Source organism: Polaromonas sp. P1_F9, from assembly GCF_056405615.1.
This window is the reverse complement of the sequence record NZ_JBFUBT010000005.1, coordinates 131,481-154,676: the sequence shown is the minus strand read 5'-3', so window position 1 is coordinate 154,676 and position 23,196 is coordinate 131,481. Positions and strand designations below refer to the sequence as shown.

Here is a 23,196-nt window from a genome sequence, read left to right as displayed (position 1 = left end):
AAAAATTATGCGCCTGACGGCTTGCGGTTGACCAGCACGATGCCGGCCGCCACGGTGGCCAACGCTACCAGCAGCCCGGTGGTGACGCTTTCTTTGAGCCACAGCGCGCCGAACAGCAGCGCGAACAGGGGGGTGAAAAACACAAATACCGAAATTTTGGTGGCTGGGTAACGCCCCAGCATCCACATCCAGGCCAGGTAGCTGGCGAATGCGCCTATGACGGTCTGCAGCAGCAGGGAAGTAATGGCAAACGGGCTGAAATGCCACGACCATTGCTCGCCCAGGTAGAGCGACAGGAAGGGGAACACGGCGGCGCTCACGGCCAGCTGGTAGAACAGCAGTTTTTCGGCGGAGATGCCGACGAGTTTGGTGGCGCGTATCACCACCGTGGTCAGGCCCCACAGCATGCCGGCGGCCAGCGCCAGCAGATCGCCGCGCGCCGTAGAGGCATGGCCGCCGGTAAAGCCTTCGCGCAGCGCGAACACCACGGCGGCAAACGCGCACAGCAGGCCCACCCACTGCAGGCCGCGCAGCCGTTCGGACTTGACCCACAGGGGCACCAGCGCCGCGACCCAGAAGGGCGAGGTATACAAGAACACCGTGAGGCGCGAGGCAGTGGTGTACTGCAGGCCCACATAGATGCAGGTGAACTCCGCGCTGAACAGGGCACCCGCCAGCAGGCCGGCTTTCAGCGAGCCGTCGCGACTGAACAGCGGGATCTTGCGCCAGAGGCACCACAGCCAGAGCAATGCCGTGGCGCCCACCAGGCGCAGCGATGCCTGGAACATGGGCGGAATTTCGCTGATCGTGGCCTTGATCAGGACCTGCTGCAGGCCCCAGAACAGGCAGCATCCCAGCAAGAGGGACATGGCGAGGAGATCGAGATCGGCTTTGCGGGCTGTCGTCATGCGTTGATGGTAGCCCGACCCTTGGCAGCTCGCTGGCCGGGGTAACAAGGAATACCATTGCATTAAATCCCTGGACAAGGTGCTGCTGTGGACCATAAATGGCTGGAAGATTTCATTGCACTTGCGCGAGAACGCAGTTTTTCTAGAGCGGCAGAGCTTCGCCATGTGACGCAGCCGCAGTTTTCGCGCCGCATACGCGCGCTGGAGCTGTGGGTGGGCGCCGACCTGATCAATCGCGCGGTGATGCCTCTGGCCCTGACGGCCGCCGGTGAAGAGCTGCTGCCGGTGGCGCGCCGCGCAGCGGCGAGCCTTAACGATGCGCGCTCCCGCATCCGCCATGCGCGAGGCGGGCTGGACTGGGTCACGTTGGCAACAGGCCGCACGCTTTCACGCAGCGCCGTGCCTGACTGGCTCGCGCGCGCCAAGCGCGGGGCCGGGGAGTTTCGCTTGCGCATTCTCACAGGCTCCATCCATGAAGGCGCCACGGCCCTGGAGCAGGGGGCTGCTGATTTCCTGCTGTCGTTCACGCATCCGCGGCTGCCGCTGTTGCTGGACGAACAGACGTTCGAAGGCCTCGCGCTGGGCACCGACGAACTTGTGGCCGTCAGCGCACCGCGCGCCGATGGCCAGCCGCAGCACGCCTTGCCCGGTACGGCCCGCAAGCCGGTACCGGTGCTGGGCTATGCGCCTACGCTCGCGCTCGGCCAGATCCTTCAGGACGGGCTTAGCCGCAATGCGCGCGAGCTGCATTTGCACACCGTGACCGAGTCTGACTTCGCCGAGTCGCTGCATGAGCAGGCCTTGCAGGGCGTGGGCCTGGCCTGGCTGCCGCGCGGACTGGTTGAGGGCGACCTGCGCAATGGAAGGCTGGTAGAGGCGGACGGCAAGGGCGTGACGGTCCGGTTTGAGATCCGCCTGTACCGGCCGCGCAGCCCGCGCAATGAATTGGTGCAGCGCATCTGGTCTGCCAGCACGCCGGCTGATTCCTGAGGTCGCATGCGCCCATGCGTGATGCGCATGCGCCGCGCGGGGGCGGCTCCTAGACTGGCGCCATCAACAAGGAGCCCGCCATGCCAGGAATGTTTACCCTCAACCGCCGCGGTGTGAGCCGCACACTTTGCCTTGCCGCCGCAGGGCTGCTGGGTTTGCCGGCTGCCTGGGGCCAGGCCTGGCCTGCCGGCAAGCCCATTTCGCTGGTGGTGGGCTACCCCGCCGGCGGAAGCGTGGACCTGGTGGCGCGCATCATCGCCGAGCCGCTGGCCAAGCGCCTGGGCACGCCGGTCGTTATTGAAAACGTGGGCGGCGCTGGCGGCACCATAGGCGCGCAGAAGGTCGTCAACGCGAATCCGGACGGCTATACCCTGCTGCTGGGCTCGGGCAGCGAGGTTTCGATTGCCAAGCTCTATAACGGCGCCATCAAATACAACGGCGAAACGGATCTGAGCCCGGTGGCGCTGATAGGGGTTACGCCCATGGTCTTTGTGACCAATACCAAGACCGGCGTCAAGACCATCGAAGAAGCGATCGCCAAGTCCAAACGCGAACGCAACCAGCTGAGCTTCGCGTCTTCAGGCATAGGCACGCCGCTGCATGTGTCGGGCGAGCTGATCAACCTGATGGCTGGCACCACCTTCCGCCATGTGCCCTATCGCGGCGCAGGTCAGCAACTGCAGGACTTGCTGGGCGGCAATATCGAGTTCAGTGTTTCGGTGCTTTCCTCCGCACTACCCCACATCGAGTCCGGCAAGATGATCCCCTTGGGCGTCACCACGCCGACGCGTTCGCGCGCCGCACCGCAAATCCCGGCGCTCGGTGAGAACCCCAAGCTCAAGGGTTACGACATGAACGTCTGGTTCGGCCTCTTCGGGCCCGCCAAGCTGCCGGCGCCCATGGTGGCGCGCCTGAACAAGGAGCTCAACGAAATCCTGCGCGAAGAAGCCGTCTGGCAAAAGCTCCAGAAGGCCGGCATTTCGAATGAGGGTGGCACACCCCAAGCGCTGACGGCGTTCATCCGCGCCGAGACACAGCGCGTACGCGCTGTTGTCAACAAGGCAGTGGCGACCGGCGCTACCTCGTAAGCGGGAATTCACCAAAGCCCAGGCGGTGCCGCTGGAGCAGCACCCGCCGGGGCCGGGGCGGTGGCAACGGCGGCAGGCCCAAAGAAGACCGTAGCTCGCCCTGGTCTGCATTCATTCGTCGCGAAGCCTGCCGGCCAGGCTCCACCGGAGCACTGGCGGGGCTCCGCACGCCGAGCAATATTTTTAGCCCGACACAGAGGGAATTGTCATGCACGTATCTGTCATATCAATGTTGCGCGGGCTCGCCTGCGGTCTGCTATTGCCGCTTGCTGTTTCGGCTTCGGCGCTGGTCCAGGAAGTGAAGAAACCTAACGTGGTGCTCATCGCTACCGGCGGCACGATTCCCGGCGCCGGCGCATCGAGCACCAACATCGGCGCCTATCAGGCCGCTGTGGTTGCTGTCGACAAGATCATGGCCGCCGTGCCGGAAATCCAGACGATTGCCAACGTCAAGGGCGAGCAGATCTTGAAAGAGCTGCAAAAAATCTTCTGGCGGTACTGAAACATGAAGCGATCAGGAGGCGATCAGGCCAGGTCTGGCGAGCTCACCCCAAAACCCCACGCGGTGCAGCTTCAGCCGCCCGGTTTGTCGTTTTGGGCGGCGTCCTCCACAGGGGTGGCGCATGTGCAGGAACGCACCTCAACCGAGGCAGGCCCGGAAGTGCTTGTGACGGCGCTGGTGCACGGCAACGAATATTCGGGCGCCTGGGCGCTGGACGCGTTTCTTCTCAGCGGGCTGCAGCCGCGGCGCGGGCGAATCACCGCTATGTTCTGCAACACCGAGGCCTTCATGCGGTTTGACACCCGCAAGCCCGACGCCTCCCGCTTTGTGGACGAGGATTTCAACCGCGTGTGGTCCGCTGACCTGCTGGACGGCCCCAGGCGCAGCGCCGAGCTGCTGCGCGCCCGCGAAATCCGGCCGTTTGTGGAGCGCGCCACCCACCTGCTGGACCTGCATTCCATGCATGAACCTGGTGGCGCTTTGCTGGTAACGGGCATGCTGCCGCGCAATATTGCTTTTGCGCAAAGCCTGGGTACCTCGGGCCAGGTGGTCGTTGATGCCGGCCACGCCGATGGTGTCCGCATGCGGGACTACGGCCCGTTTGGCGACGAAAACGGCGACCGCATTGCCCTGCTGCTGGAGGCCGGCCAGCACTGGGAACTGGCGTCGCTGCAGGCGGCGCGCAACGTGCTCATGCGGTTTCTGGTGTGTACGGGTGTGATTGACCGCGGCGACGTGCCGCCCGGCTGGTTGCTACCCGATGCGCCGCCGCCGCCGCCCGTGACGGTGACACATCGCGTGGTTGCGCGATCAATGGACTTTGCGTTTGTGCAGGACTTTTGTGGCGGCGAAACCATACGCCATGCCGGCACGCCGATTGCGCATGATGCGGGCGAACCGGTGGTGACACCCTACGACGACTGTGTGCTGGTCATGCCGTCGGTGCGGCAGTTGCGGCCCGGTGTGACGACCGTGCGGCTGGGCCGGGTGGGCTGAACACGGCCCGCGCAGGTGCGGTTTACAGCGGATGCTCGGTATAAAACTTGCCGCCGTGAAACAACAACGGCGCTGCGCCCGCGCGGTGGGCGCAGCGCTCCACTTCGCCCACGAAGATCACGTGGTCGCCTTCTTCATACCGGCTGCGGTTGAAGCACTCGAAAGTGGCGGCTGCGCCTGTCAGCAGCGGCGCGCCGCCGACGCCCTCCGTAAACAGCACGCCTTTCCAGCGGTCTTCGCGCCGGCTGGCAAAGCGCTCGGCCAGCTCTTTCTGGTCAGCCGCGAGGATGTTGATGGCGTAGTGTGATCCGGTGCTGAGCGCGGCCATCGATCCGGCCGCCTGCGCCAGGCTCCAGAGCACCAGCGGCGGCTGCAGCGATACCGAATTAAAGGAGTTGGCGGTCAGCCCGACCAGTGCGCCTTCCGGTGTGCGTGCGGTGACGATGGTGACCCCGGTGGCAAACATGGCCAGCGAAGCCCGAAACTCCCGCTGGGAGAAGCTGGGGCTGCTCGCTTTGCGGGGAATGGCGGGGGTCAGCATAGAAGGGTAATTTAACTGAACTGCCACAGGCGCATCTGCGGCGGGGTTTAGCCGCCTCATGCGGGCAGCCGGCTGCCTGCCAGTTAAACTGGCTGCCATGTCATTTTCTCGTTTCGCCGCCATTTTTGTTGCTATTTATTTGATAGCTGCTAGCGCACGTGCAGACTCGCCTTGCGCCGATTATTCATCCAAACTCCCCAATGTGAAGCAGGAGCTGTGCGCGGCAGCTAAATTGCAGCCTTCGGGGACGCACTCGGTTAACGGGCGGGTACTCTGGGTGCGCGACATCAAGCCAGAGTCCCCCAGTTTGCGTGTGCTGGTCGTCGGTGCGATTCACGGCGACGAGCTGTCCTCCGGGGCGGTGGCGCTGCACTGGATCAGGCTGGCTTCCCAGCCGCCGCTGGACTCTCCGCAGGCGATTCACTGGCGGTTCGTTCCTGTGCTCAATCCGGACGGCATACTTTCCAGGCCGCCGCGCCGCGCCAACGCGCACGGTGTGGATTTGAACCGCAATTTCCCCACCCCGAACTGGGAGCGGGACGCCAAGGTTTATTGGGAAAAGCGCACAGGGAAAGACCCGCGCCGCTGGCCCGGCCCCAAGCCGCTGTCCGAGCCCGAGTCCCGGTTTTTGCACGAGCAAATGCAGAGCTTCAAACCCAACCTGATTGTCAGCATTCATGCGCCTTATGGCGTGCTCGACTTTGACGGCCCCTCCGTGCCGCCCTCCAGGCTGGGGCGTCTGTACCTTGATCAGGTAGGCATCTTCCCGGGCTCACTGGGCAACTATGGCGGTGTGCACAAGGGGGTGCCCGTGGTCACCATCGAATTGCCCAATTCGACACGCACGCCGCTGGACGCAGAGATGCGCCAGATGTGGCTGGATTTATTGCGCTGGATGAGCGAGAAAGTGGTCGTTCAGACACATCTGCCGGCCGGCGGAGCGGTGCCCGCTGCGCACCCGGTGCCGTGAGGGGCTTCCACCCTCACGGTACTTAAAGCTTTTTGTAGGCCCGATCAAGCTCCACACCCTTGGTGGTGTCGGTGAGTCCTCTTTTGACATCCTTGCCGGCTTGTTCAATTGCGGCATCGGGCTTGGCATGGGTCATGTCCACCGCCTGGTCACGTTCGTGCGGCAATTCCAGGCTGGCCTCAACGGCGCCATCCTTCAGGGTGTCCTGCTTGCCGGGACGTGAGCGTTGTGCGCGAGGGTCTTTGGCCGGCATGCCTTTGCCGGCAGGGAGGTCGGCGGGCGTCCCCGGGTCGGGATTACCGTGTTGGGATGAGTTCATGTATTGACTGTGCAGCAGCACCCCTTGCGGGGCTGTCAGCCCGGCAAACCATGCCCTGTAGGAAAAGGCCACCTGTCCCGCCGGGGCAGCGATCCTCAGGGTGTGAGAAAACCAGCCGCCTGCGCCAATGCCGCCGTGTCGGCCTTGATAGCGTCGGGCGGCCCGCCTTTGCCCCACAGTTCGCCGCCGTAATTCATGGCCATGAACTGCGCGCAGAGCCTGATCGAGTCCACCATGGGCTGCGCCTTGCTGCGGTCGCCGCTGGTGGTGATCAGCCACAAGGTTTTTTTCGCCATCTCGTCCTTGAAGGGCAGGCCGGGCACGCGCATCCAGGCGCTCCAGTGGTCGAGGTAAATCTTCAGCGGCGCCGGAATGCTGTACCAATACACCGGGGCTACAAACACAATGTCGGTGGCGTCCATTGTCGCGTCCAGCAGCGTCTTCATGTCGCCTTCCGGCATAACGTACTGGCCCGTGGTGTGGCGCTGGTCCACAAACAGCGGCATCCGCATGCGGGACAGGTGATGCCAGGCCTGGGGCGTGCCGGCCGGCAGCGCGGCGGCGGCTTGCTGTGCCAACCATTCGGTGTTGCCCAATGCGCCGGGCTCGCGTGTGGAGGTGGCGAGGAAAAGAAATCGGGGGTTCGAATTCATGGCGGCCATGGTACTGGCTGCTGCAGGCCTTTGCTTGTACGGGGTCTGGGTACGCGTGCCAGAATGAAGCGCAGACTCACTGGAGCCGTCCTCGCCATGATCCATATTCGCGACATCGACCATATCGTTCTTCGTGTCATTGACCTGCAGGGCATGCTGCGCTTTTACCAGCAGGTGCTGGGCTGCAGCCTGGAACGCCGGCAGGACGAAATCGGCCTGGTGCAACTGCGCGCCGGGCGTTCGCTGGTGGACCTGGTGCCGGTGGATGGCACGCTTGGCCGGGCCGGCGGCGCGGCGCCGGGCAAGGAGGGCCGCAACGTCGACCATGTCTGCTTTCGTGTCGAGCCTTTCGACGCAGAGGCCATTCACCGCCACCTGGCGGCCCACGGCGTTGAGGCAGGCAAAGTGGAGTCGCGCTATGGCGCCGAGGGCGAAGGGCCTTCGATTTACCTCAACGACCCCGAAGGCAACACCGTGGAACTCAAGGGCCCGGCATGGCCCGAGGGCGCCAACCCTAAAACTGCCGCCAGCCCTGCCATGCCGTGAAGCATGCGCCGGCGATCAGCACGGCACCCACGGCGCGCGCCATGGCGACACTGGCGCCCGGCCGCACCGCCAGCCATCGCCGGGTACCCGCAGCAGCCAGCGCCAGCGAACCGTATACGCCGCTCTGGGTAATGGCGATGATCAATCCAAGCGCCACAGCCTGAACCCAGAGCGAGCCGTATTCCAGCCGCAAAAACTGCGGAAAGATGGCCAGCATGAAAAGGTAGGCCTTCGGGTTGAGCAGGCAGGTGAGCGCGGCTTGCCGGAAGGTGCGCCACGGGGACGGCGGCTCGATGTCGGGCAAAGCGCCGAAAACAGACGTGCTGCGCATGAGTGACCACCCGATCCAGGCGATATACAGGCTGCCCGCCACCAGCATGACATTGACCATGCCCGGAACCAGCTGCAGCAGGATGCCCAGCCCCAGCGCGCCTGCCACGACGTGGCAAATACCGCCCGCCACAATGCCCGCGACGGCAAAGAGGCCGGCCCTGCGTCCGCCGGTCAATGAGCTGGCCATGACAAACGCCATGTCCATGCCGGGCAGGATGATGATGCCCAGCACCATGAGAAAGAACAGCCAGAGGTGTGCGAAGTGGTCCATCAATGAGCCTGTTTTTTTCTAGCGGTGCACCGCGTGGTAAGCGGGGCGTGACAGGCTCATCACCCAGTTGGTTTCCCAATGGCGGCCGTCGTCTTCCGAAAAGGCCTGTTCCCAGCGGGCGTGGGTAGGTGTGATGCCGGACCAGGTGAAGCGAACCCGCACGGGCCGGCCTTCATGGCTGTCGTTTCCCTCAAACCGGCCTATGCCGCCGGCAAACGAGCCGACCACCGGCGGCTGCAGCAAGCCGTTGTTGTGGCTGACCCAGTAAATGCTCCACAACCGCGTTTGCGGATTGAAAAACCGCAGCGCCATGCCGATGGTTTCCTTGTTTTCGGTGACGAGGTCGTTCATGTTGCCGAGCCCGCCCAGCAGCAGCGCGCCGTCCTGCACGGCTTCGAAACTTTCCCAGTCGGTGCAGCCCTCGAGTCGCCGGCGCAGACGCTTGTTGCTGACCAGCCAGCGCCCGGTGATGAAATTGAAGTCATGGCGCCCGTCGGCGAGCTCGGCAAGGTCCGGTGTGTGAGTCAGGGTGGTGGTCATGGCTTGAAGTGCTTGTGGCACCGCAGTGGATATGTGAAAACCAGTCTATAAAGGTAATAGGGCTGTTTCGGCCCTAATTAAGCGTTAGACTTTTTCACCATGTATTCCCCCACCACACGCGTGCTCACCGTCCTGGAACTGCTGCAGTCTCACGGCCGGCTGAGCGGTGCCGAGCTGGCGCGGCGGCTGCAGGTGGATGGCCGCACGCTGCGCCGCTATATCGCCAAGCTGGAAGACCTGGGCATTCCGGTGGTGGCCGAGCGTGGCCGCTACGGCTGTTACAGCCTGATCGCCGGCTTCAAGCTGCCGCCGATGATGTTCACCGACGACGAAGCGCTGGCCCTGTCGCTGGGCCTGCTTGCCGCACGCGGCCTGGGGCTGGCCGAGGCGGCGCCTGCCGCGGAAAGCGCGCAGGCCAAGCTGGAGCGCGTGATGCCGTACCAGCTGAAAAACCGCGTCCGTGCACTCGGTGAAACGGTGACACTGGACATGCGCCATGCGGTGGCCCCCGGCGACAACACGGCGTTGCTGGCCTTGAGCACCGCAGCGCATGGCTGGCAGCGTGTGCACATGGCGTACCGTTCAGCCGACGACGATGTCACCGAGCGAGACTTTGACGCCTACGGCCTGGCATTTCGCCGCGGCCGTTGGTATGTGGTGGGCTGGTGCCATCTGCGCGGGGCGCTGCGTTCGTTCCGCCTGGACCGTGTGCAGGAAGTCCGGCCGCTCAATGTGGTGTTCACGCCGCCGGCAGATTTCAATGCCGCGCAGCATCTCGTCCTGGGGCTGGCCACCATGCCGCGCACAAACACCGTGCGCCTGTTGCTGCACACCGATTTGCAGACGGCGCAAATGGAACTGCCCGACAGCATCGGCGTGTTCCAGCCCAGTGACGAAGGTGTGTTGCTGCACAGCCAGACCGACCACATCCCGTGGTTCGCCCGGCAGCTTTCGCGGCTGCCATTCGCTTTCGAAATCCAGGAGCCACCTGCGCTGCGCGCCGCGCTGCGCGAACACGCACAACGCACGCTGGCCCAGCATGCGGCCTGAACAGGCAGGCGTGGATCAGGCGGTTTCAGGCTCCAGGCGGCCGCGCGCGCGGGCCAGCCCATAAAAACCGAAATCCATGGCGGGGACCTCCCCGCAGATCAGCTCGGCCATGGCCTTGCCCGACCCGGCGCCATGCGTCCAGCCCAGTGTGCCGTGTCCGGCATTCACCCACAGGCGGCCGACTTTGGTCTTGCCGATGTAGGGAATGTTGGTGGGAGTGGCGGGACGCAGGCCGGTCCAGAAATTGGGCGTGCCGCCCTGTTCTTCAAGGCGGGTGTCGCACACGCCCGGCAGCACCTCTTCGATGCGGTCGGCCAGCATTTTGCAGCGCGCCCTGGCCAGCGGGGTGTCCAGCGAAAGGTCGTAGCCGCCGACTTCGATCGTGCCGGCCACGCGCAAGTGATCGCCGAGGCGGCTCATGGCGCATTTGACTTCGTCGTCAATGGTGCTGACGAAGGGCGCAAGTTCCGGCTTGAGCAGCTTGAAGGTGGCGCTGTAGCCCTTGCCCGGGTATATCGGCAGGTCAACGCCCACCGAGCGCAACAGCGGCGCCGTGTACGAACCGCAAGCCACCACGATCTCGTCGGCCTTGAGGTTCATGACGGCACTTCCGCTACTGCCCGGCACGGTGCGTGCCCGGACGGCGACTGACTGAACCGCCCCCCCGGACTTTTCCAGTCCCTCGATGTCGTGCCCGTAGAGAAAGCGCACGCCCCCGTCCGCGCAGCGCTGCGCCAGCGCCTGGGTGAAGATGCGCGCGTCGCCGCTTTCGTCGCTGGCGGTATAGGTGCCTCCCACGATGCGGTGCGCAAATGACTTGAAGGCCGGCTCTATGCCCAGCAACTCGGCCGTGCTCACCACGCGGCGTGCCACGCCATATTTCTGCATCAACGCGGCTGCTTCACCGGCGGTGTCAAACGACTTCTGGTCGGTGTAGTAGTGCGCGATACCGCGTTCCAGCCGGTTGTATTCAATGCCCGTGGCCCTGACCACCTCCTTGAGCGCGATGTGGCTGTAAGCGCCGAGCGCCACCAGCTGCTGCACATTGCGCTCAAATGCGGCGTCGTTGCATTGCGACAGAAACTGCAGGCCCCAGCGCCATTGCTGCCAGCCATCGCCGAAGGGCAATTGCGGCCGGAACAGCAGGGGCGCATCGTCGCGAAACATCCATTTCAGGGCCTTCAGGGGTGCGTCCTTGTTGGCCCAGGGCTCGCAATAGCTGACCGAAATCTGTGCGGCATTGCCAAAACTGGTTTCCAGGGCGGCTCCGGGCTGCCGGTCCACCACGGTCACCTCGTGGCCGCGCTCCAGCAGATGCCAGGCGGTGCTGACGCCGATGATTCCCGCTCCCAAAACCACTACTTTCATACAAGCCCCTTTACAGCTTTCAAGTGTGAAGGATGTTGCTTTCAATTAATAGAAAAATTAAACTATCAGTGAAAACATCAGAACAACTAATACAAAGGAGGCTCTGCATGAGCACTTTTGATCCGGATGCGCTCGAATGCCTGGCAGCCATCGTGGAAGAGGGCGGCTTTGAGCGGGCGGCCCAGCGCCTGTCGATCACGCAGTCGGCGGTGTCGCAGCGCCTGCGTGCACTGGAGGCCCAGGTCGGCACCGTGCTGATCGTGCGCAGCAGGCCGCTCAAACCCACATCCGCCGGGCAGCTGCTGCTGAAACACACCAAGATGCTGCGCCTGCTGCGCGCCGACCTTGAGCGGGACATGAAAGAGCTGGCGCCCAGCTCCCTCGGCGGCGCGCGCGAAGAAGAACGAATCTCGATTGCCATCAATGCCGACAGCATTGCCACCTGGGCCCTGCCGGCGCTGACCGATCTGGCGCAGCAGGGCCTGCCCATGGAGATCATCCACGACGACCAGAACTTCACCCACGAGTGGTTGCGTGAAGGCCAGGTGCTGGGCTGCGTCACCACGCTCAAGCAGGCACTGCGCGGCTGCAAGGTGGAACCGCTGGGCGCGATGCAGTACATCGCGGTGGCTACACCAGGCTTTGCGCAAAAAAGGCTTGGCCTGGGCGAGGGCCCTGGCGGCAAGCAGAACGCGCCCGCCCTGACGCAATACAACTTTCGCGATGTGCCTTTTATCGCGTTCAACCGCAAAGACGAATTGCCGGTCGATTTCGTCGGCAAAGCTTTCGGGCTCAAGCGCGTCACCCTCAACCAGCTCTTTGTGCCGTCATCGGAAGGCATGGTCAGGGCTGTGCTGGCGGGCTGGGGCGTCAGCGTGGTGCCGCGCCTGCTGGCGCAAGGACTGATTGACACAGGCCAGCTCGTCAATGTGGCCCCCAGCTACACCCTGCCCATCCAGCTCTACTGGCATTGCTGGAACCTGGAATCCGAAGTGCTGGATGCGCTCACCGCCGCACTCAAGCAGTCTGCAGCGCAGTCGCTGGTACCCTGACACACGAAAGCAGCAAGCAGCCGGCAGCAGCCGTACGGTGTCGCTGTTTCACTCGCTGACAAAGACGGGTAAGGGAGTAATCCCATTTACAAAAGGCACCGGCTTCCGCACACTGTGACTTGATGCGCCCTTGGCGCTGCATTGCAGTGAAAGGCACGAGGTAACGAATGCTGGGATGGCTGGGGCTGCGTACCCGTCTGGTTTTGCTGGTGCTGCTCGCGCTGCTCCCGCTGTTTGGCTTGCTCGCGTATTACGCCGAACAAGGCCGCCGCACTGCGCTGGAACATGCACAGGTTGACCTGCAGGCCCAGGTCGCGCTGCTCGCCACACACCAGCAGCGCACGGTGGACATGGTGTATGAGCTTCTCAACGGCATGGCCAGTGCGCCCCATATCAAAAGCCGCGAGCCTGGACTGTGCGGGCAACAGTTGAAAAACATCCATCGGGAGCATCCCGAGTTCACCCATGTGGGCGTTGCTGCGCCGGACGGCCGGCTGGTTTGCAGCTCACTGGGCCTTCCCGCCGGCAGTATCCAGGAAGATGACCGGCTTTTTTTCCTGAAAATCATGGCCGGCCAGCGTTTTGCCATTGGGACCTACGGCATTGGCCGCAGCAGCGGCCTGCCGGGCCTGATTTTCGCCATACCGGTCCACACTGAGTCCGGCGCCATGGGGGGCGTGGCCTTTGCCTCCCTGGGCCTGAAGGCCCTCGCAGAGCCTTTGGCTGCCGCTTCCATGATGCCGGGTGCAAGGCTGACCGTGCTTGACCGGGATGGCGTGGTTCTGGCTGTCTCCCCGCAGGCACCTTCCTGGCTGGGCCGGCAGCACCCGGATTCCGCCGTACGCCAGGGAGTGCAAACGCGCCACATGGGCGTACTGCATGCGCCTGACGCGCAGGGAAGCCAGCGGGTCTACGCTTTTGCGCCGGTCCCCGTCGAAGGCCGCGATGGGCTATTTGTGGCGGTCAGTGTCCCGCAGGAAATCGTCGGTGCGGAAAGCCGCGAGAACCTGCTTTCGGAGCTGGCGGCCCTGCTCGCCATGGCCGTGGCAAGCGCAGCCTGTGCGTGGTGGATGGGCAACCGCCTGATCGTCAATCCGGCCAAGGCGATCCTGAAAGAAGCCAATGAGGTTGCAGAGGGCAATCTCGGGGCGCGTGTCAGGCTGGGTCCGTTGTACCAGGGGGAGCTTGGGGCCATCGGGCAGACTTTCAATCGCATGGCCAGCTCGCTTCAGGCGCGGCAGGAAGAACTCGACGCCGTGCTCAGCCGCGTGGACAAGGAGCGCTCACTGCTCGACCTTATTCTCAACAGCATGAGTGAAGGTGTGATCGCGGCGGACACCGAAGGCCGTTTCCTGGTTTTTAACGCGACGGCTCGCAAGCTCTTTAATACGGCTGCGCCGGGCCCCGGCGTGCGGGTCGAGGAATGGCGGCGCAGCCATGATCTGCTGATGCTTGACGGTAAAACCCCCTTGCCGGAAGCCGAACGGCCGCTGACACGCGCTGCCCGCGGCGACAGCACCGACAACTGGGATCTGATATTTCGCAGGCCCGGCGCCGAAGACCGGGTGCTCCGCATGAGCACCCGGCCCTTGCGCGATGACGACGGCACGCTGGTGGGTGGCGTCGCGGTGTTCAACGACATCACCAAAGCCAAGGCCGCCGAAGAATTCGCGAAGGCACAGGAACAGGTGCTGGCGCTGATTGCCGGGAGCGCACCCCTGCAGCGCTCGCTCGAAGCCGTGGTGCAATTAATTGAGACGAGTTCGCCGGACAGTCTGTGCTCGATCCTGCTGCTGGATGGCCAGCGCCTGCGCCTGGGTGCCGCGCCCAGCCTGCCGGACAGCTACAACCAGGCCATTGAAGGCCTGCCGGTGGGTGAAGGGGTGGGTGCCTGCGGTACCGCGGCGTTTCGCAACGAGATGGTCGTGGTGGAAGACACCCAGCTGGATCCGTTGATGAAAGACTATCGCGAACTTCTGGCCACGCACAACCTGCGCGCCTGTTGGTCGCATCCCGTGGTGTCCACCACGGGCGAGCCGCTGGCGACGTTTGCCATCTACCATCGCTATCCGTGTACCCCCCAGGCGCACGACCTGGAGCTGATCGCCACTGCGGCGCGGCTGGCCGGCATTGCGCTGGTACGTGCCCGCGCCGAGGCGGCGCTGGTCAGCAGCGAAGCGCGCTTTCGCGAGCTTGCAGAAAACATCAACGATGTTTTTTACAACGTGGATCCGCGCTCGGGCCAACTCCTCTATATCAGCCCCGGCTATGAGAAGGTGTGGGGGCGCAGCCGCGAGAGCCTGTATGCCAACCCCCTGTCGTATGCCGACGCGGCGCTGCCGGAGGACCGGCCTTTGCTGAAGCTCGCCAGGAAGCGCAACCGAACTGGCGAACCCTCCGACATCGAATACCGCATCCTGTCTGCGGACGGCAAGCTTCGGTGGATTCGCGACCACTCCTATCCGGTGCTCGATGCCTCAGGCGTGCTCGAGCGCGTGGTGGGCACCGCCCGTGACATCACCGACCGCAAGCTGGCCGACCTGGCGCTCGCAAACACCAACCGGGCCCTGCAGATGCTGAGCCAGTCCAGCATCGCCATTAACCGGATTGAAGACGAAGAGGCCCTGCTGGCTGAAGTCTGCCGTGTCGCTGTCGACGTGGGCAACTACCGCATGGCCTGGGTGGGATATGCACAGAACGACGAAGCGCGCACCATACAGCCCATGGTGCACGCCGGTAATGAGGGCGGGTACCTGACGGTGATCCGCCTGACCTGGCGTGATGACCAGGTCACGGGCCAGGGCCCCGCGGGCCAGGCCATTCGCACGGGGCTGCCCCAGCAAAGCAACATCAGCCGGGCCGACAATCATTTTTACTGGCAGGCCGATGCCATGAAGCGGGGCTACCAGAGCGCGGTTTGCCTGCCCTTGCGCGAAGGGCCCGGCAGCTTCGGCGTGCTGTGCCTTTATTCGGCTGAGCCGCAGCAGTTCACCGCTGAAGAGGTCAAACTTCTGCAGGAGCTTGCCGACAACCTGGCATTCGGCATCCTCAGTCTGCGTGAACGCCTGGAGCGCCAGCGCAGCCAGGAGGCCGCACGCCAGGCTGCAGTCAAGCTGCACGAACAGGCTTCGCTGCTGGACAGGGCCCAGGACGCCATCATGGTCCGCAACCTGGACCGGACCATACGGTTCTGGAACAAGGGTGCCGAACGCCTTTACGGATGGACAGCCGAAGAAGTGCTGGGCAAATCGATGGAAGAGTTCATGTACGAGGATCCCCAGGCGCTTGTGGACGCCATGGCCCGCACGCTGGCCAATGAAGGGGACTGGACCGGGGAGCTGGAGCAGCACGCCAGGGATGGTTCAACGGTGGCCATCGAAGCACGCTGGACGGTGGTGCGCGACGAAGAAGGCAAGGTTAACGGGGTGCTCGGCATCAACACCGATATCCGCGAGCGCCGGCGTGCGCGTGAAGAAATTTTGCAGCTCAACGCCAGCCTGGAAGAGCGTGTGCAGCAACGCACCGCGCAGCTCGAATTTGCCAACAAACAACTGGAGGCGTTCTCTTATTCCGTGTCCCATGACCTGCGCAGCCCGCTGAGTGCCATCGACGGATTCAGCGACCTGCTGCAGCGTGCCATGAACAAGTCTGACAGCACACCGCTGTCGGAGCGCAGCCGGCATTACCTGGCGCGCATACGGGCCGGGGTGGGGCAGATGGGGGAATTGATCGATGCGATGTTGTCGCTGGCACAGGTGTCGCGCTCTAGCCTGCGTTGGGAACTGGTCGACCTCAGCGCGCTGGTCCAGGGCATCCTTGACGGCTACCGTGAACGCGAGCCTGAAAGGCCGGTGGTGCTCCATGTTGAAGCGGGCCTGACGGGGCAGGGTGACCCGCGCCTGCTCAAGCAGTTGCTGGACAACCTGCTGGGAAACGCCTGGAAATTCAGCGCCAACGCGGAGCGCACCGAAATCACCTTCGGCCATGAGACCGGGGAAGACGGGGAGACGGTTTATTTTGTCCAGGACAAGGGCGCCGGCTTTGACATGGCCTATGCGGAGAAGCTGTTTGGCGCGTTCCAGCGCCTGCATTCGCTGTCGGAATTTGCCGGCACCGGCATTGGGCTGGCCACGGTGCACCGCATCGTGGCACGGCATGGCGGCAAGGTCTGGGCCCAATCATCTCTCGGGCAAGGCGCAACGTTCTATTTCACGCTGGGTGAAAAGACTTTGTAGCACCCCCGTCCAGGCTCACTGCGTGTAGCCTGTTCCCCCCTCAGGGGGCGGCGCCTGGGGCCGGCGAAGCCGGACCCGCGGCCCCCATTGGTGAAATACCTTCATCACTGGTCGTACCCACCGAATTCTTCAAGCCAGCGGGTGCCGCGGAACCGGCTTTGCCGGGCCGCAGGCACCGTCCCCTGCAAGGGGAAAAGGGCTACACGAAGTGAGCGACCGCGGGGGCTAGTCTAGAAGCTCTGCGGGCGCAGAGTTTCGCGCAGCGTCTGCGCTTTATCTGCGTCAAACTGGCCTTCAACGCGGGCCAGTACGTCACCCTGGCGGTTGACCACCACTGCGTAGACCTGGTCTGTGCCGTTGAGGCCGGCCGCGCGCACAAAACTGGCGCGGTCAGTGAACACCGGCACCAGCCTGGCGCGCTCGGTATCGGCTGTGTAGTGGTTGAGCAACCTGTTTTCGACGGCGCTGCGCCCCGTCGGTGTGCCGGGGTCATTGACGATCGGCATGCGCATCCACGCGATGGACGAGTCGTTACGCAAGTTCATCCCCTGAACCCAGCTCTCGGCCTGGACATGCTGGCCGCGCTGGAAGGTGATCAGTGCAAGGGTGCGGTCAGAGGGCAGGCCATCCGGTACGTTGACTGGCTGGCGCAGCAGTGTTTGCGCCATGAAAGCCGGCATGTGCCCCATAACGCTGGCCTCATTGGGTGATGCGAACGCAAACGCAAACGCAAGGCCGACGGCAAGCAGCCAGGCGCCAAGATAGGTCACGTTGCTTTTCATGGTGCTCTCCCCAATGCGGGTTACGGTGCGGGAAGTCCTGCACGAACCCTTCATGCAAGATACATGCAAGCCGAACAGCGCGCAAACCAACAATTGGAACAAAGTGTTATCACTTTTGTGCTGACCCTTTGGTTCCGCGTATCCGGTCGTGGTTGGGTTACACGCAGCGCAGGAAGTTCAAAAAAATGCCGCCGCCGTGTGCGCCGCGGCGCTACGACTTTAGTCACCAGTGGCACGTGGGCACCACGCCAATAAGAGGACGACTGAGTGCTTGAGCGCTATTGGCCGACGCGGATCAGCAAGTCGGGTAAAAACCCGTCCTGTTCATGCTTGCGCGCATAACCCAGCGGGTTCGCCACTACGCGGCAGCCGCGGCTGATGTAATTAATTACGCAATGCAGATGCCCATGCAGCCACAGGTCGGCCAGCGGCAGCAGGTCATCCAGCGCATTACAAAAGCCCGCCGTACCCGGCACAAGGCCATAGCGCGGGTCGGCGCTCAGCAAGCTGGGGGCGAAATGCGTCACGGCTACGGTAGGCCCTTCAAAGGGTACTGCCAGTGCTTGCCGCAACCAGGCCTGGCTTTTGAGGCCCTCCTCGCGCACGTCGGCCGCCAGCAGTGGCTGGCCATCGCGAAAGGAATGGTTTTTTCCGAGGTAAAAGTTGGCGGCGCGGAATGCTTTTTCGCGCGCTTTCAATTGCTCGCCCGGCGTGATGTCCGATGCCTGGGCCTGGCCTGCGCTCAGGGCGTCAAAGTCGGTCCATAGCGTGCTGCCCACAAAACGCACACCTTGCAGCACCACGGTTTCACGCTCGAGCCAGACCATGCCCAGGCGCTCGCAGGTTTCGCGCAGCCGCGCATGGGTTTCATCAAAGTCCAGGCCGTCGTATTCGTGGTTGCCGGGCACAAACAGCACCGGCGTCGGCCAGCCGGCGCCGCCGCGCGCCACCGGCAATGGTGAAAACCGCGCCAGGCCAAAGTCGCTGATATTCAGTTCGTCCAGCAACGAGCCCTTCTGGTAAGAGCCGATGTCGCCCGCCAGCACCAGCAGGTCGGCACCGGCGACGGGCTGCGCTGTGAAGTGGGGATTGGATTCAAGGTGCAGGTCGGAAAGGAGCTGGATGTTCACCCGCCCATTGTGCGGGAAGATATTTGCGGGAAGATGTTCCGCCCCTTCCTTGCTGGAGTTTTAGCTTGCGCGGCCTCGCACCGATGCGCTAGATTCCGCGTGGCATCAGCAGATGAACAGGAGCCGCTTGTGAAGCAGATTGAAAACGCAGCCGTCGCACAGGCCTTCGCGGCCTACCCGCCATTGCTGCGGCGCAAGCTGCTGGCCCTGCGCCAGCTGATACTGGACACGGCATCTGCCACACCCGGGGTCGGCGAGATCGAGGAAACCCTCAAGTGGGGCGAGCCGGCCTACCTCACGTCAGCCAGCAAAAGCGGCAGCACCCTCCGCCTGGGGCCGGTCAAATCCAGCCCGTCGCAGTACGCCCTGTACTTCAACTGCAACACCACGCTGGTGGACACCTTCCGCACCTTGTTTTCGGGCGAGCTGCGCTACGAGGGCAACCGGGCCATCGTGCTCAATGCGGCTGATCCACTGCCGCGGGATCCCTTGTCGTTGTGCATTCAGGCGGCGCTGACCTACCACCGGAAAAAAGGCCCCTGAAACGGCAAAACCGCGGGCGCCGGGCGGGGTGCGTCAGGCCAGCGGCGCCAGCAGGCGCACGGTGAAGGTTGTGCCTTGCCCGGGCCGGCTGGTGACTTCAATCTGCCCCTGGTGCAGGTCCACGCATTCCTTCACGATGTGCAGGCCGATGCCGGTGCCGGAAATATTGCCGACATTGGTGCCGCGGTGAAAGCTGCCGAACAGGCGCGGCAGGTCGGCTTCCGGGATGCCGATGCCGTGGTCGCTGATGCGCAGGTGAATCTGGTCGCCCACGCCGCGAACGGCAAACTGCACCGGCGTATCCGGGTCCGAATATTTCAGTGCATTGCCCAGCAGGTTGACCACGATGTGCCGCAGCAACTGCTGGTCCGCCGTGCGCGGCGCGTCCAGGCCGTCGCAGGTCAGCGACACGCGCGCGGCCTGCGGGTTGCCGCGCTCAAGCTCACCCATCACCTGCACCAGCCAGTCGGGCACTGCCAGCGGCGCGGCTTCGAACTGGAACTTGCCCAGCTCCAGGCGGCTGGTCAGCAGCACCTGCTCGACCATGCTGTTCATGCGGGCCACCGCCGTCTTGATCTGCCCCAGCAGCTCCCGGCGTTCGCTGGCCGGAAAGCTGGCCCCGTAGGCGTCCAGCAGCTCCACGGACGACAGGATGGCGGCCAGCGGCGTGCGGAACTCGTGCGATGTCACGGCGACAAACCGTGACTTCAGCTCCGACAGCTCGCGCTCGTGCGCCAGCGCCTTGCGCATGTCTTCCTCCGCCTGGCGCTTGCGCGTGACATCGGTCAGGAAGTTGAGCGTGGCGGGCGCGCCCTGCCATTCAAACATCACCGCGCTGATCTCAAGCCAGCGCACGGCGCTGCGGCTGTGCTGCACGCGAAACTGGTAGTAGTTCTCCACCGCCTCGCCGCGCAGGCGCTTCATGTGGTTGCTCAGCACCTTCTCGCGGTCGTCGGGGTGGATGAATTCGATAAAGGGCCGGGACTTGGCGGTTTCCTCGTCCAGCGAGGTCAGCTCCAGTGCCTTGGGATTGGCATACAGGATGCGTCCGGCCGCCGTGACAAGAATGCCCTCGCTGACGTTTTCCACCACCGCGCGGTACTTGGCCTCGGAGTCGGTGCGCCGGCCGATCTCCACACGCAGCTGCTTGGAAGTGTCGAGCTGCCAGGTGATGTTGTTGGCCAGGTGGATGACGCGCAGCAACTGCCCCGAAGGGCTGTGCATGGGCAGTGCGCGCTGGCTCAGCCGGGCGTTGCCGCCCTGAGGCCGTATGACTCTGTACTCTTCGCTGCGCTTCAGCGGGCTGGTCTGCAGGCTCAGCACCCGCTCGCGGTCTATTGGGTCCACATGCTCCAGCCATTGCCACGGCCGGTCTGCCAGGGTGTCGGCCGACAGGCCCCAGAACGCCTCGAACGCCGGGTTGGTATAAGTGATGCGGCCGGTTTGCGGGTCCCAGGACCAGAGCATGGCGTCAATATTCGAGGCGATCTGCCGCAGCAGCGCCAGCGCCCCGTCCGGCGATGAGGTTGGCGTCTCGGCCGTGGGCAGGGAAGAGGGATTTGGGGGATGGGCCACAGCCCAAGCATAGCCGCCGGCTCCGTGAAGTTTTCCCCGGAAATCACGTAGAAATGACCTGCATGTGCCGTCGCGGAGCACGGCATGCATTTTTTGCATGGGTTTGGACCTCGGTTAGGCTTGAAACCCTAGGGAAAACCCTTATTCTTCATTCACCGCAACTTTTTCACCCCATGAAGGTGACCCTGACATGTACAGCCTGATTTCCCAGATCGCCCGTTTCCTGCCCGCCGCGACCCGCGTGGCCCCTGTAAACGGTGTGGCCCACAACCTGATGGAACGCGCCGAAGCGCGCGTCGGCCGCAACCCGTTGCAGGCCCAGGAACTGCGCAGCGCCGCCTACGCTTACCTCAGCGTGGTTCGCTGAGCCCCCACGCTTCCCCACTTCGAGCCTGCGGCGCGCTGCCCCTTTTCTCACGTACGGGGCCGCCCGCCTTGCGGCTGGCAAAGCCAGACCGCGGCTTTAGCTGGTAAAGACGGGGTCTCGCTTGGGGCGGATGCGGTCAGAGTTTGACCCCTGCTCCTTTGACGGCTGGCGCCAGCACCGCCACTTGTTCCCGCACAAAGCCGGTGAACGCCGCCGGGCTCATGGGCTGGGTCGTGATGCCCAGCTCCAGCATTTTCTTTTTGATCTCTGCCGTTGCCAGTATTTCGTTGCAGGCGCTGCTCAGCCGTGCCACGACGTCGGCCGGCATGTGCGCCGGACCGCTCAAACCAAAGAAGTTGTCCAGCACCAGCTTGCGGTAGCCAAACTCCAGCACGCTGGGCACATCCGGCACCAACGGTGAGCGGCTGGCCGACGTCACGGCCAGCGGCACCAGCTGCCCGCTCTTGAAGTAGGGCACAAACGCCGTCAGCACGTCGATGCCCACGGGGATCACGCCCGCGATCAGGTCGGTCGTCATGGGCGCACCGCCGCGGTACGGGATGTGCACCAGGTTCACGCCCATGGACTTTTTCATCAGCTCGCCGTAAATGTGGCCGATCGAGGCCGGGCCGCCCGAGCCGAAGTCGAGCCGGCCCGCTTTGCGGGCCTGCGCTTCCACGTCGGTGATCGTCTTGATGGGCGCATGCGGGTTGGCCATCACCACGCAGGGCGCGTTGCCGATCAGCGCGATGTGGGTGAAGCCTTCCACCGGGTCATAGGGCTGCTTTTCCAGCGCGAACGGGCCGATGGAGACCGGTGTCGAGTTGCTCAGCATCAGCGTGTAGCCGTCTGCCGGCGCCTGCGCCACCACCAGGCCTCCCACGCTGCCGCCCGCGCCCGGCCGGTTGTCGACCACCACCGCCTGCCCCAGCTTTTTGCCCAGCTGCTCGGCCATCACCCGCGCGACGATGTCGCTGGCGCCGCCGGCTGGAAAGGTCACCACGATCTTGATCGGCTTGTCCGGCCAGGCAGCCAGGGCCGGCAGCGCCATGGACGCGGCGCCGCTGGCGAGGATCTTCAGCGCGGTGCGGCGCGCAAGTGGGTGGGTGGGCGTTGGGGTGTGTGGGTGGTCTGGCATGCGCGGCTCCTGCGTACAGTTTGTGTGCAAAACTGTATGCAAAAACCATGCCCTTCGGCCGCGAGCCGCTTGAATGGGATTTGCCCGCGCGCGTATGGCGCCAGTTTGATGCTATTGAATTAGTAGCTGCTTGCACCCGTCTTCATTGGCTTGCGGTCTGGCTGAGTGGTTAAGAAAGGCGATTCAGGGGCCCTTTGATCCTCCAGCCTTACCTTGGATGGTCGCAAAAGCCCTGTTAGAGCCGGAAACCTCGCAAAATCACTGATTTCAAGTGCCAAAGATGGCCTAAGCCCAATTGGAGCCTGTACGAGCAGCTATCTATTTAATAGCACGATGGCGAAAAACTGGAAGATCCGCCACCTGCCCGCCCTTGCCGGGATCGGGCCCGTGAGCCTGCTGCAGGTTCAGAACTACCGCCACAGCTCTCCATTAAAGGAAACGCTTTTGACCATGTGTTCCTCCAGGTAGGCTTCCTTGTAGGCGGAACGCACGGTTTTCCAGGTTTCGCTGGTCGCCGCCAGTTCCGTGCGTGCCGAGATGACGGCGCGAAACGGGATGTGGCCGACGCCGGTGAAGGTGGGCTCTGAACGCAACACCACATTGCAGTTAATGGTCTCTCCCGGCCCGATCAAGCCGCCAGGGCAGATGTCAGCCTGCACATCGCTGGATTTCACGGTCAGCTTCGTATTGGGCAGAGGGTTGAGGGTCAGGGCGATGCGCGGCGGGGTCACGCGGACGGCGCGGCGGCTTGCGTTGGTCAGGCTGAAGCCGAAGGAGACACTGCGGTCCAGCCACGTGACCTTTTGCTGGAACTTGACCTGCAGGTTCGGCGTCAGGGAGTCCACCAGTTCATCGACCACCTTGACCCGCTCCAGCCGCTTGCGTTCCGCGGCCTGGGCGTCGGGCACCGGTTTCTGCACCGGCTCCGGAACCGGTTCCGCTGCGGCCTTGGGCAGCTGGATTTCGGCCTTCATCTGCTCCACGTTGGCGCGCAAGGCCTCGGTCTGGGCCTTGGCTTCGGCGAGCTTTTGTTCAAGCTGCTGCTGGTTCTTCTGGTTCGTGGCCATCAGCTGCTGCATCAGCAGCTGGGCTTCCTTCTGTGCCTTGGCCGCAGGCCGGTCTACCAGGGTGTAACGCGCCGCGCTGCCGGCCACCACAATCGCCAGGCCGATGATCAGCAAAAAAACGATGGTGTCGTATCGGTGGGCGCCGGCGTCCTTGCCGGGTTTCGGTTTGGGTTGGCGCGGCGGCAGAGGCGGCAGGGATGGCGGGATGGGGGGCATGCTTTTGTAAGCCATG

General features: G+C 63.9%; 23 protein-coding genes. 11 read left to right on the top strand and 12 right to left on the bottom strand.

Features of this window, described 5'->3' with window-relative positions; translation table 11 throughout:
- Positions 1-5: 5 nt before the first annotated feature.
- The gene (locus AC1DYR_RS16460) at positions 6-908 is read right to left on the bottom strand and encodes a DMT family transporter (RefSeq protein ID WP_477706046.1); all 903 of its coding nucleotides are present in this window, start codon (positions 906-908) and stop codon (positions 6-8) included.
- Positions 909-995: 87 nt separating this feature from the next.
- On the opposite strand from AC1DYR_RS16460, the gene AC1DYR_RS16455 reads away from it, so the two are divergent.
- The 4 genes from AC1DYR_RS16455 (at position 996) to AC1DYR_RS16440 (ending at position 4,484) form a co-directional block, all read left to right on the top strand.
- Positions 996-1,898: a LysR substrate-binding domain-containing protein gene (locus tag AC1DYR_RS16455; protein ID WP_477646958.1), complete on the top strand. Its 903-nt coding sequence runs from the start codon at positions 996-998 to the stop codon at positions 1,896-1,898.
- Positions 1,899-1,978: 80 nt separating this feature from the next.
- Positions 1,979-2,986, top strand: coding sequence for a Bug family tripartite tricarboxylate transporter substrate binding protein (locus AC1DYR_RS16450; RefSeq protein ID WP_477706045.1), 1,008 nt, complete (start codon positions 1,979-1,981; stop codon positions 2,984-2,986).
- A 208-nt stretch (positions 2,987-3,194) separates the two neighbouring features.
- On the top strand, positions 3,195-3,488 hold the full coding sequence (locus AC1DYR_RS16445; protein WP_477706044.1) for an asparaginase domain-containing protein: 294 nt from the start codon (positions 3,195-3,197) through the stop codon (positions 3,486-3,488).
- A 3-nt stretch (positions 3,489-3,491) separates the two neighbouring features.
- Positions 3,492-4,484 carry a M14 family metallopeptidase gene (locus AC1DYR_RS16440; protein ID WP_477706043.1) on the top strand — a complete coding sequence of 331 codons (993 nt, stop codon included), beginning with the start codon at positions 3,492-3,494 and terminating at the stop codon, positions 4,482-4,484.
- Positions 4,485-4,506: 22 nt separating this feature from the next.
- On the opposite strand, the gene AC1DYR_RS16435 is transcribed toward AC1DYR_RS16440, so the two are convergent.
- Complete coding sequence (locus AC1DYR_RS16435; RefSeq protein WP_477706042.1) at positions 4,507-5,025, bottom strand: flavin reductase family protein; 519 nt, start codon at positions 5,023-5,025, stop codon at positions 4,507-4,509.
- 97 nt (positions 5,026-5,122) lie between these two features.
- On the opposite strand from AC1DYR_RS16435, the gene AC1DYR_RS16430 reads away from it, so the two are divergent.
- Positions 5,123-5,995 carry a M14 family zinc carboxypeptidase gene (locus AC1DYR_RS16430; RefSeq protein ID WP_477706041.1) on the top strand — a complete coding sequence of 291 codons (873 nt, stop codon included), beginning with the start codon at positions 5,123-5,125 and terminating at the stop codon, positions 5,993-5,995.
- 22 nt (positions 5,996-6,017) lie between these two features.
- Here AC1DYR_RS16430 and AC1DYR_RS16425 read toward each other — a convergent pair whose 3' ends face one another.
- Both AC1DYR_RS16425 and AC1DYR_RS16420 read right to left on the bottom strand, forming a co-directional pair.
- Complete coding sequence (locus AC1DYR_RS16425; protein ID WP_477706040.1) at positions 6,018-6,314, bottom strand: hypothetical protein; 297 nt, start codon at positions 6,312-6,314, stop codon at positions 6,018-6,020.
- A gap of 95 nt (positions 6,315-6,409) precedes the next feature.
- Entirely contained in the window at positions 6,410-6,976 is a 567-nt protein-coding gene (locus tag AC1DYR_RS16420; protein ID WP_477706039.1) for a flavodoxin family protein, read from the bottom strand.
- 87 nt (positions 6,977-7,063) lie between these two features.
- Here AC1DYR_RS16420 and AC1DYR_RS16415 point away from each other — a divergent pair, with 87 nt between their 5' ends.
- Positions 7,064-7,513, top strand: coding sequence for a VOC family protein (locus tag AC1DYR_RS16415; RefSeq protein ID WP_477670331.1), 450 nt, complete (start codon positions 7,064-7,066; stop codon positions 7,511-7,513).
- Here the strand turns inward: AC1DYR_RS16415 and AC1DYR_RS16410 are convergent.
- Positions 7,482-8,117 (bottom strand): LysE family translocator, encoded by a 636-nt coding sequence (locus AC1DYR_RS16410; protein WP_477670330.1) that lies wholly within the window; start codon positions 8,115-8,117, stop codon positions 7,482-7,484. The genes AC1DYR_RS16415 and AC1DYR_RS16410 overlap by 32 nt on opposite strands.
- A gap of 18 nt (positions 8,118-8,135) precedes the next feature.
- Complete coding sequence (locus AC1DYR_RS16405) at positions 8,136-8,657, bottom strand: hypothetical protein (RefSeq protein WP_477706038.1); 522 nt, start codon at positions 8,655-8,657, stop codon at positions 8,136-8,138.
- A gap of 99 nt (positions 8,658-8,756) precedes the next feature.
- On the opposite strand from AC1DYR_RS16405, the gene AC1DYR_RS16400 reads away from it, so the two are divergent.
- Positions 8,757-9,707 carry a helix-turn-helix transcriptional regulator gene (locus AC1DYR_RS16400; RefSeq protein ID WP_477695256.1) on the top strand — a complete coding sequence of 317 codons (951 nt, stop codon included), beginning with the start codon at positions 8,757-8,759 and terminating at the stop codon, positions 9,705-9,707.
- Between the two features lie 15 nt (positions 9,708-9,722).
- Here AC1DYR_RS16400 and AC1DYR_RS16395 read toward each other — a convergent pair whose 3' ends face one another.
- Positions 9,723-11,075 (bottom strand): D-amino acid dehydrogenase, encoded by a 1,353-nt coding sequence (locus AC1DYR_RS16395; RefSeq protein WP_477706037.1) that lies wholly within the window; start codon positions 11,073-11,075, stop codon positions 9,723-9,725.
- A gap of 107 nt (positions 11,076-11,182) precedes the next feature.
- On the opposite strand from AC1DYR_RS16395, the gene AC1DYR_RS16390 reads away from it, so the two are divergent.
- Both AC1DYR_RS16390 and AC1DYR_RS16385 read left to right on the top strand, forming a co-directional pair.
- Entirely contained in the window at positions 11,183-12,127 is a 945-nt protein-coding gene (locus AC1DYR_RS16390) for a LysR family transcriptional regulator ArgP (protein ID WP_477706036.1), read from the top strand.
- Positions 12,128-12,294: 167 nt separating this feature from the next.
- Positions 12,295-16,362, top strand: a complete 4,068-nt coding sequence (locus tag AC1DYR_RS16385) for a PAS domain S-box protein (protein ID WP_477706035.1) — start codon at positions 12,295-12,297, stop codon at positions 16,360-16,362.
- Positions 16,363-16,592: 230 nt separating this feature from the next.
- Here AC1DYR_RS16385 and AC1DYR_RS16380 read toward each other — a convergent pair whose 3' ends face one another.
- Both AC1DYR_RS16380 and AC1DYR_RS16375 read right to left on the bottom strand, forming a co-directional pair.
- Complete coding sequence (locus tag AC1DYR_RS16380; protein WP_477706034.1) at positions 16,593-17,144, bottom strand: hypothetical protein; 552 nt, start codon at positions 17,142-17,144, stop codon at positions 16,593-16,595.
- Positions 17,145-17,422: 278 nt separating this feature from the next.
- Positions 17,423-18,274 carry a metallophosphoesterase gene (locus AC1DYR_RS16375; protein ID WP_477706033.1) on the bottom strand — a complete coding sequence of 284 codons (852 nt, stop codon included), beginning with the start codon at positions 18,272-18,274 and terminating at the stop codon, positions 17,423-17,425.
- Between the two features lie 129 nt (positions 18,275-18,403).
- On the opposite strand from AC1DYR_RS16375, the gene AC1DYR_RS16370 reads away from it, so the two are divergent.
- Positions 18,404-18,817: a DUF1801 domain-containing protein gene (locus AC1DYR_RS16370; RefSeq protein WP_477706032.1), complete on the top strand. Its 414-nt coding sequence runs from the start codon at positions 18,404-18,406 to the stop codon at positions 18,815-18,817.
- Positions 18,818-18,850: 33 nt separating this feature from the next.
- Here AC1DYR_RS16370 and AC1DYR_RS16365 read toward each other — a convergent pair whose 3' ends face one another.
- A complete protein-coding gene (locus tag AC1DYR_RS16365) occupies positions 18,851-20,392 on the bottom strand; it encodes a sensor histidine kinase (protein ID WP_477706031.1) in 1,542 nt (513 codons plus the stop codon).
- A gap of 190 nt (positions 20,393-20,582) precedes the next feature.
- On the opposite strand from AC1DYR_RS16365, the gene AC1DYR_RS16360 reads away from it, so the two are divergent.
- On the top strand, positions 20,583-20,759 hold the full coding sequence (locus AC1DYR_RS16360; RefSeq protein WP_477706030.1) for a hypothetical protein: 177 nt from the start codon (positions 20,583-20,585) through the stop codon (positions 20,757-20,759).
- 136 nt (positions 20,760-20,895) lie between these two features.
- Here the strand turns inward: AC1DYR_RS16360 and AC1DYR_RS16355 are convergent, their stop codons facing one another.
- Together AC1DYR_RS16355 and AC1DYR_RS16350 are read right to left on the bottom strand one after the other, a co-directional pair.
- On the bottom strand, positions 20,896-21,897 hold the full coding sequence (locus AC1DYR_RS16355; protein WP_477706029.1) for a Bug family tripartite tricarboxylate transporter substrate binding protein: 1,002 nt from the start codon (positions 21,895-21,897) through the stop codon (positions 20,896-20,898).
- Positions 21,898-22,307: 410 nt separating this feature from the next.
- Entirely contained in the window at positions 22,308-23,195 is an 888-nt protein-coding gene (locus AC1DYR_RS16350; protein WP_477706028.1) for a hypothetical protein, read from the bottom strand.
- Between the last annotated feature and the right edge of the window lies 1 nt (position 23,196).